This window comes from Paenibacillus sp. Y280, from assembly GCF_056786335.1.
Window position 1 is genome coordinate 358,768 of sequence record NZ_JBXCIW010000002.1, and the last position, 9,188, is coordinate 367,955.

General features: G+C 48.0%; 8 protein-coding genes. 3 read left to right on the forward strand and 5 right to left on the reverse strand.

Annotation, left to right across the window (positions count from 1 at the left end; all coding sequences use genetic code 11):
- Positions 1-63: 63 nt before the first annotated feature.
- Positions 64-2,097 (reverse strand): helicase-associated domain-containing protein, encoded by a 2,034-nt coding sequence (locus AC1TPC_RS04435; protein WP_482065638.1) that lies wholly within the window; start codon positions 2,095-2,097, stop codon positions 64-66.
- Positions 2,094-3,797 carry a DNA repair helicase XPB gene (locus AC1TPC_RS04440; protein ID WP_482065639.1) on the reverse strand — a complete coding sequence of 568 codons (1,704 nt, stop codon included), beginning with the start codon at positions 3,795-3,797 and terminating at the stop codon, positions 2,094-2,096. The genes AC1TPC_RS04435 and AC1TPC_RS04440 overlap by 4 nt, the downstream gene beginning before the upstream one ends.
- Before the next feature lie 212 nt (positions 3,798-4,009).
- On the opposite strand from AC1TPC_RS04440, the gene AC1TPC_RS04445 reads away from it, so the two are divergent.
- The gene (locus tag AC1TPC_RS04445; RefSeq protein WP_482065640.1) at positions 4,010-4,858 is read left to right on the forward strand and encodes a thermonuclease family protein; all 849 of its coding nucleotides are present in this window, start codon (positions 4,010-4,012) and stop codon (positions 4,856-4,858) included.
- Positions 4,859-4,943: 85 nt separating this feature from the next.
- Here the strand turns inward: AC1TPC_RS04445 and AC1TPC_RS04450 are convergent, their stop codons facing one another.
- Both AC1TPC_RS04450 and AC1TPC_RS04455 read right to left on the reverse strand, forming a co-directional pair.
- Entirely contained in the window at positions 4,944-5,375 is a 432-nt protein-coding gene (locus tag AC1TPC_RS04450; protein ID WP_482065641.1) for a CBS domain-containing protein, read from the reverse strand.
- A 62-nt stretch (positions 5,376-5,437) separates the two neighbouring features.
- The gene (locus tag AC1TPC_RS04455) at positions 5,438-6,640 is read right to left on the reverse strand and encodes an amidohydrolase (RefSeq protein ID WP_482065642.1); all 1,203 of its coding nucleotides are present in this window, start codon (positions 6,638-6,640) and stop codon (positions 5,438-5,440) included.
- Between the two features lie 350 nt (positions 6,641-6,990).
- Here AC1TPC_RS04455 and AC1TPC_RS04460 point away from each other — a divergent pair, with 350 nt between their 5' ends.
- The gene (locus AC1TPC_RS04460; protein ID WP_169083172.1) at positions 6,991-7,335 is read left to right on the forward strand and encodes a YugN family protein; all 345 of its coding nucleotides are present in this window, start codon (positions 6,991-6,993) and stop codon (positions 7,333-7,335) included.
- A gap of 10 nt (positions 7,336-7,345) precedes the next feature.
- A complete protein-coding gene (gene ftsW / locus AC1TPC_RS04465) occupies positions 7,346-8,545 on the forward strand; it encodes a putative lipid II flippase FtsW (RefSeq protein WP_482065643.1) in 1,200 nt (399 codons plus the stop codon).
- Positions 8,546-8,573: 28 nt separating this feature from the next.
- Here the strand turns inward: ftsW and AC1TPC_RS04470 are convergent, their stop codons facing one another.
- Positions 8,574-8,963 carry an Asp23/Gls24 family envelope stress response protein gene (locus tag AC1TPC_RS04470; protein ID WP_169083174.1) on the reverse strand — a complete coding sequence of 130 codons (390 nt, stop codon included), beginning with the start codon at positions 8,961-8,963 and terminating at the stop codon, positions 8,574-8,576.
- Between the last annotated feature and the right edge of the window lie 225 nt (positions 8,964-9,188).

Below are 9,188 nucleotides of genomic sequence, written 5' to 3' on the forward strand. Positions count from 1 at the left end.
CCTCATTTCAATTCGCTAAATTCTACACTATCATATCATATTCGCTTAGCCAATAGATAGAGATTATATTGGAGTCCATTGACCCGGAATGACGAGCCGCATTTCCTCCCACATATCCGGAGTTAGCCGAATCATCAGTCTCTCCGGCTCATCGCGAAGCAATCCGACGACTGCCCAGCCGTCATCCTGCAGCTCAAGCTTCTCAGGTATGAATGAACGAAGCTCTCGCTCCATTCGCAGCTGTACCGGCATTTGCCATTGCAAGGCTTGTTCGATAAGCTCCTTCCTCGTGGAGTGGTGATAGGCACGCAGCTGCTTCGTCCACATCGCGGGGACCCGGTCAAGCTCAGCCATCGTTTGAAGCTTCTTCCTTGCAGCATGTTCATTAAGTTCAAAATGATGAAGCGGAAAAGCTTCATAAATATAGGCAGGAGCAGGTCTGCCTAGATTGCACGTGGAGAGCTGACCTACAGGTTGTTCGTTCTCGGGTTGGACAACCGGATAGCTGCTGTTTTCATTCCGACCGTCTGACAGCACATTCTTGCGCGCAGGATAGCCTGCCTTCTGCAGCATGCCTCTAATTGCACTAATTTGAGTCCTGTCCACAATAAAATCAAGGGAACCCAGCTTTTGCACAAGCAAAGGTGAAATAGCAGGATGATTCTCAACGATCGCCGCCATCGCTACGTTATCGCAGCGCAGCAGCGCAACCTCTGCAAACTCGGTGCGGCATGCACGGCTCGCCCATTCCACCAGCAAAGCTTGAGCCGCAAGCGGCAGCGAAATACCGCCCGATGATTGCTGAAGAAAAGAAAGAATGGAAGCTTGTGTTCTTCCATGCTCCAGTGCACGGGAAATCGACGCCGCTTCCAATCTATAGATCGCAATCAGCTCATCCGATTCCCGTTCCGCAAGAAGCTCAAGTTCCCATCTGATCCAAAAAGGGCATTCCGGCTCAACTATAATTTCTCCGTTCGGCTGCACAGCAATAAAAGGATGTTCAGCTGTGTACGGTTGCTGGTTCTCTCCGCTTAATGGAGCTCTAGACCTCCATCTAAAAAACAGCTCATTGCCATCAGTATGGAACCTATCCACAACCTCAAGCCAGCCGAGACAATACAATAGTCCGTACCATCTGGGCGCCTTGCTGCCTTCTATACACTCTGTACCGTCAACTGCCAGCAGGCCAGCTTCGCTTAGCCGCTTGTCAAGCTCACGCTCAGAATACCACTCACCAGCATGCAAAGCCGTAAGCGCTGCCGCCAGATGCGCGCTCCCGCCTCCGGCCGGAAGCAGCAAAGCCATACACCAGTTCATCAATTGACGCTCTCGCAAAGACTCATCGGTGCTCATCCAACTGCTGAGCATCGCCTCATTCCAATGCAATGCCCCATCTATCGCTTCAACCAAACCAAAGGCGGAAGCCGCTTCCAATATAAAGGCTGCTTTCAATGGATAAACGTCTGAATATGACCATTTTAGATCAAACGATTTCAAATAACTTTCATCTATATCAACGGCCTGTACCAGCTTGTTTATCGTTTTCTTCGGCAGCGTTCCATTTACCGTAACCGCCAAGCTGCATCGTCCCAATGCCGAAAGAGCGGAAAGCAGCTGCCTGCCAAAAGGCCTGCAATACGGTCTGATGACCCCTTTCATTAATCTTTCCCTATCCCCTTCGGTTATCGGTTCAGGCTTGCATGGGAATAGTGCCCTCTGCCAACTGGCGAAGCCATCGACTGGTACAAAATACAGGCTCTCTCCCCATACTTTTGTAACGGAAAATAAAATGCCTGCTTCCTCAAGCTCAGCTATTCCGATCTGACACTCAGCACCGGATAAATCGGTATGCCGTCGCAATTCTTTAATAAGCCGATCACCCTCGACAGGCGCAGCGCAAAAGAAACGCAGCATTTCCTTTAACACCTGCGCCGCATAAGGAGATAGCAAAGCAGCAGCCTCCTGAATGGTTTCATCCCATGCAGCTGCTTCCTTCCAGGACAATCCTCGGTGACTAGCAGACTGCCACACTGACGCCTGCATAAAGCTCTTTATTCGCTCCTCCGATAATTTCCCTGCCAGTTGATGCATTCTCATTGAGCAGCAGCCTCCACTAACTTGATATCGTCATGAGGCAAGCTAACTCTCTCATACTGATAGCCTTGCTCAAGCATAAACAGCTGCCTCTTGAGCGCAAATTCCGTTTCCTTTGTTTGGTCTGTCACAATGGTATAAAACCAAGCGCAATTGTTGCCCGCCTTGGGCCTAAGCAGTCTCCCGATCCGCTGCGCTTCCTCCTGCCGTGAGCCAAAGCTGCCAGAGAGCTGAATCGCGACGGCTGCATCAGGCAGATCAACCGCAAAATTCGCCACCTTAGACACAATAAGCACGGATATTTGACCCGCCTTAAAGCTGTCATACAGCTGCTGCCGCTCCTGCTGAGATACTTCTCCGGTAAGCAAAGGGGCACCCAGCTCAGCGGACAGCTCATGCAATTGATTCAAATATTGTCCAATGATCAGGGTAGGCTTGCCTTCATGCTCACGCAAAAGCTGCTTCACGACTGGGATTTTACCCGGATTTTCTGCAGCCAGCCTAAGCTTCGAGCGTGCACTTGCCTGAGCATACAAAACTCCCTTATTCGGATGGAGCGGCACTCTTATCTCCGTACACGACACCGAGGCAATATAGGAGTCGGCCTCCGCTGTTTTCCACTGCATATCGTACTGTTTCGGGCCGATCAAGGAATATACGTCCTCAGCGCACCCATCTTCCCTTACAAGCGTCGCCGTAAGGCCAAGACGTCTTGTCGCTTGTATATCCGCTGTCATCCTAAACACTGGAGCAGGCAGCAAATGCACCTCATCATATATAATGAGTCCCCAATCCCGTTCAGAGAACAGCTTCATATGGGTAAAGGCCGAATCCTTTGTCTTTCGATGCGTCATCATATTATAAGTGGCAATCGTAACCGGCCTTACCTGCCGAAGCCTACCGCAATATTGACCAATCTCAGAGTCGGTAAGTGATGTTTTATCAAGGAGCTCGTCCTTCCATTGCTTAACTGAGGTGGAGTTGGACGTAAGAATAAGCGTCGCTCTGCTCAACCTGGCTAGTGCAGCAATGCCGACAATCGTTTTTCCCGCTCCGCAGGGCAGTACAATAACTCCACTTCCTCCTTGTACCGTACCTTCTTTATAAAAGAGCTCGACAGCAGCCTGTTGATACTCCCTTAGCTCAAATGTACGATCATGCAGCGTTCGATTCTTCAATTGAACGGCCAGCTCCTCGCCTGCATGATAGCCCGCCAAATCGATAATTGGATATCCAAGACGCGTCAGCTCCTGCTTCAAAGCCCCTCTACAGCTATCGTTCAGCTCCCAAGCAGCCTCAAACCGGGATGTCACATAGCTCATTATTGATTTGTGATCTGTAAGCTCATCCATTATCGATACCTCACCATGCAGGAAGAGCTTTCCTAAATCGGTCGACAGCCAAAGCTTCCCATATCGGCCCATCAGCTTGCGTATCATTGCCTCTGCCTGAAAAGGCAGCTCATATCGCCCATATTTCACAAGCAAGCCAATAATATCGTCTGTTGCGACTCCTGCTGCTGCCGCATTCCATAGCGTTAAGGGAGTTATGCGGTATGTGTGTATCGAGCCTGCTCTCTTTATGGGATCCATGAAGAGAACAAGCTTCTCTCTTGCTTCCTGTGCCATAGGCTTGCTCTCATCAAGCAGCACCAATAAATCCGATTGGACGACTAAAGGCCTTTCATGAAGATCGTGCATCATTCTCCTCCTTTAGCAATTTGTTCCACAAATGAACCACTCTATCATAAGCTTATGGATATACACATAAGCCCTCTTCAGTCAGTATGAAGAATTTAACACTTTTTTATGCCGATTCCAGCGCATGAGCAACGCGATTTTTTTATATAAAATGTGTTATAGTAATTAAGAAGTTCTCATAATTGACCGCACATTGGGCTGGAGGTATCACTTCTATGAAAAGAATTATAATCATTCTCCTCATGCTCATTTGCATGCCGCTTGTCGGCTGTTCGGCCATTTCCGAGCTTTCCTCGAATGTTATTCAGACGAACCAATGGTATCAGGTATCCGGCTATATTGACGGTGACACCTTTAAGATCAAGACCGGTTCCGATGAAACGACGATTCGACTTCTATATGTAGATACGCCGGAAACCAAAAAGCCCAATAGTCCGGCGGAGCCATTCGGACCCGAGGCATCCGCTGTAACAGAGAAGCTGTTGTCAGAATCGCAAGAGGTCCGGCTTACCTTCGACAAGGAAGATACCGATAAATATGATCGTACGCTGGCAGTTGTTGAGCTTAAAGATGGCCGTATACTAAACGAAATGCTGCTGGAGCAAGGTTTGGCAAAAGTACTTATTGTTGAACCAAATGTCAGGATGGAAAACACATACAAACAATTGGAGCAGCAAGCAAAGCAAGCGAAGCGAGGACTCTGGAGCAGCGACTTTGAGAGCAATCGCACGGAGTTTCCAGTTAAGAAAGCTGCTCGAAGCGGCATTATCATTGAGGTAGACAAGCAAACAGAGCTTGCCACCGTTACGAATACGACTGACCAGGCGATTGATTTGAACGGCTGGAAGCTCGTCAGCGTGCGCGGCAATCAGACATTCCCGTTTGGAGATTATTTGCTGGAGGCTCACCAAAAAGTTATTATTTCCTCCGCAGACGAGTCGTTCTCATCAGACATTGCCATGCTGCAATGGGGTGCTACGAATATTTGGAATAACAAAGAGTCAGATCCCGCTGAGCTCTACAACCAACACAATGAATTAGTATCCGTCTGGGAAGATGATTAAACTTGCTGATTCCCATGCAAAAATAAGGCTGCCCGATTGCGTAATCCTACGCTCCGGGCAGCCTTATTCATTTTAATCCTATTTATTAATGAACCGCTGAATGCCCCTGTTCGGAAATGGCACTGAGCGCTTCCCCTGCTTCATTGACGAAAATCTCACGAACCGCCAAGTCCCCAATTGCCAGCACACCGACCAGCTCGCCGCCATCCACTACAGGCAGCCTGCGGATTTGCTTCGATGCCATCAGCTCTGCCGCTTCATCGGTTGACGTATCTGAAGTTATCGTATCCACATCCGTTGTCATCACTTCCGCAACTGCCGTTGAGCCGGAATGCTTCTCCGCATAACCGCGCACGACCAAATCTCGGTCTGTTACAACACCGATTAGCTTCTTGCCGTCTACGATTGGCACGAATCCAATATCATGCTGCTTCATCTTCACAGCAAGCTCGAATATATTATCCTGCAGCGTAGCTGTGACGCAATCCGTGGACATAATTTGCTTAATGGTTTTCATCTGAATTCCCTCCTCGTATTGTGATTCCGAGGATTAGCATGTCCGCTTCGAAGCTTGTACATTCATCTGTGAGCTGATTGAGCAGAGCCGCTCGCGTAATCTTCAGCCATTCCGATCAAAAGTCTCGCAGCGCGAAGCATAGCCCGCTCTTCAATATCGAACTTAGGATGATGATGCGAGTAATGGGCTCCACCGTTCTCGTTACCGGCACCTACAAACATAAAGCAGCCCGGAACCCTTTCCAAATAATAAGAAAAATCTTCTGCCACAGTGATTGCTTCCGACAAGACGACAGCCGATTCACCGAACAACCGCTCACCAACCTTGAAAAAACGATCAGCCTCCGCCGCATCGTTCACCACAGGCGGATATCCGATCCGCATCTGGTAGTCGAACTCAGCTCCATGCATTTGGCAGACATGCGTAACAAGCGACTCCAAACGTTCATGAATCATCTTCCGCGTCTTCTCGTCAAATGATCTGACCGTGCCCATCAGCCTGCACCGCTCAGCAATGACATTGTTGGTAGTGCCTGCTTGGAAGGAGCCAATCGACACGACAGCTGGATGAAGCGGATTCACATTTCGGCTAACGATCGACTGCACCGTCTGAACGAGCGTAGATCCGATCATAATCGCATCGGTGGCTTGGTGCGGCAATCCGCCATGTCCCCCGCGTCCAACAATATCGATGACGAATTCATCCGCTGCGGACATAAACGGCCCTGCTTTGGAAGCAACCAATCCATGCGCAAGCGGCGTCCACAAATGCACGCCATAAATGGCGTCTACACCATCAAGCGCCCCGTCTATGATCATTGGCATCGCCCCGCCTGGCGTAACCTCCTCGGCAGCCTGGAACAGCAGTCTGCGTTCACCGCTAATATCGGCGAGATTAGCCGAGTAATACGAAGCGACTGCGAGCAGCGTTGAAGTGTGGCCATCATGCCCGCATGCATGCATAACGTTAGGTACCTTTGAAGCGTACTCGCATTTTTTCTCGTCTTGGATAGGCAGTGCGTCAATATCAGCCCTAAGCGCAACAACCGGACCCGGCTTGCCCCCTTTAAAAACGGCGATTAGCCCGTGGCCGCCAACATCCTTCTTCACTTCGCAGTCAAGTCCCTCTAGTTGGCTCGCAATCCAGCTCGACGTTACACGCTCATGGAACGAAAGCTCCGGATATTGATGGAGATGCCTCCGCCAGCGAATCATTTTCGGATACAGCTGCTGAAGCTCTAGATCTACGACATCCTCTGTCTGCAAATCGCAAACCTCCTTACATTTTTGTGAAACAAATAACTTCTGAAAGCTCACTCTGCGTTTTATTTCACAAAGCTTACCTTAGGAAGCCTTGCTCCCTAACGGATAAGATCATTTTATCTAGTTTACCAGATGACGGCCTTATTAAGAAAGCTAATGCGGCAATGAATCAAAAGGAAATATACATTTCTTCAAAATGTCACTTTTGACCACGTTGAGGGGTTGGAGTAAGGGTTGCGCTTGCTGGGGAAACATACTATCATGAGAAAAGAATGTACAACTCTGTCTTTTGAATTGGAAGCATATGCTTGCGAAGTCAGTTTTGCTTCACAAAACCTTTAGGAGGAACTACCATGATTATTGAAAATACCGGCTTAAACGGTGTTAAAAGCGAACTAGACCATTTAGACGAATCTGCTGAAAAAGTTGGCTTCGTCCGTTGGCAATGGGAATATTATCGCGCTACATACGATTTAAAACTTGAGGATCGCGCTAGCGGCTCCGAATATTTTCTAAGAATTACGACTCGCGCCGTTGAAGGCAAGCTGGAATCGCCTCATGCTGTGCTTGTTATCGAATCCGTCTACATCGGACGAGCTACTTTCCCTCATGGCCTTGAATATGAATCTCCGGTACCGCAGCCAATTATGAATACGGCAACGCAAAGACTGCAGCAATTGAAACAACTGCTAGTGTAACGGTGGAATCATGAAAGCCACGCAGAACGGTAGCCGTGGAAGACCGGACTTTCTGCTTCTCATTTTGACCTTTCTGCTCGTAGGCTTCGGACTTGTGATGGTATTCAGCGCAAGCTCAGGCGTTGCAGCAGTAGTAAAAGACGACTCGCTTTACTTTATCAAACGCCAGTTCGTATGGGCTGGCCTTGGTATTTTCATGATGCTTTTTATGATGAACCTGCGCTACCAAGTATATAAGAAAGCTTTTATGCTATTCTTCGTACCTGTTATTTTCATGCTCTTTCTTGTTCCTTTTATCAACGAGGGCGTTAATGGTGCCCGAAGCTGGTTCAATATCGGATCACTTGGCATTCAGCCAACTGAGGCTGCCAAGCTTGCACTCATCTTGTATCTCGGAGCGCTTATTTCCAAAAAAGGCGAGAAATTCCGCGATTTTAAAAAGGGACTGCTGCCGGTAATCGTTATCGTTGGGTTCATTTGTGGACTTATTATGATGCAGCCCGATCTTGGTTCCTGTATAGTACTTGGCTCATGTGCAGCTATAATGATTTTGGCAGGCGGCGCGAACCTCAAGCATTTATTTGCTGTCGGAATCGTCCTCGCGATTTTAGGTACGGTTATAGTCAGCATAGGAATGGCAATCGACCCAAAAGGATGGCAATATAGAATTGACCGGTTTACGACCTATTCTGATCCGCTGGCTGATGCACAAAATACCGGATTTCAAATTGTGTCTTCTTTGCAAGCATTGGGGCATGGCGGATTAACCGGGGCCGGGTTTGGCGAAAGCGTACAAAAACTGCATTATTTAAAATACGCCTACAACGATTTTATTTTCTCAATCATAGCCGAAGAGTTCGGTTTTATCGGAAGCACTATTTTCTTGTTGTTTTATTTAGTCTTTTTATGGCGCGGCCTTATTGTCGCCCTGCGTTGTCCTGATGAATACGGAACGATCGTAGGCATCGGCATCGTTGGGCTGTTGACTATGCAGGCATTCATCAACATCGGAGGCGTTACCAACGCGATTCCAATGACCGGCGTCACTCTGCCATTCATAAGCTATGGCGGTTCATCCTTGCTTATTTGCCTCATGTGCATGGGCGTTCTTCTAAGCATCTCAAGAGAATCGAATAAAGTTGAAAATCGAAATGCGAAAAGCGGTTCGCAAAACCGATTCACAACAAAACAAAAGACCTCTTCCATGTAAGAGGTCTTTTTGCTTGCCTATCTATTCGTTACTTTAGCCGTTGCTGCTGCTGCTGCGATTCTTCAATTTCTTCCTCTTTGAAGGCAACGCCTTCTACCTTCACGTTTACTTCCACTACATGCAGGCCAGTCATATTCTCTACCGACTCGCGCACATTAAGCTGCAATTGACGGCAAACCTCTTGAATCGGGATGCCATAATGAACGATAATTCGAAGATCAATGGCAGCCTCAGTTGTACCAACCTCAACAGACACGCCTTTTTGCACGTTTTTGCCGCTCAGCCGTTTGGCAAGACCTTCGGAGATTCCGCCAGACATTGCTGCGATGCCTGGTGTTTCAAGTGCTGCAAGTCCAGCTATCGTTGCAACTACATCATCAGAGATTCGGATTAGACCAGTTTGAAGTTCTTCGGACATGTAACTCACTCCTCATTTTGCCATATACGTTTATTGTAATGGAACCTTAGGCGCGAAGCAAGAACACTGCTTTTAAATGAATGCGAAAATCTGTTATTTTAAAATATAATCCTGAATTTCGAAAGTGAAATCTTATAAAAACGTAAAAAAGTGCCCTGATCTTTGGTAGAATGGTGTTTGTCTAGAACACATCACCCAAAAGAGAGGAGCACCTTTATGGTGAAG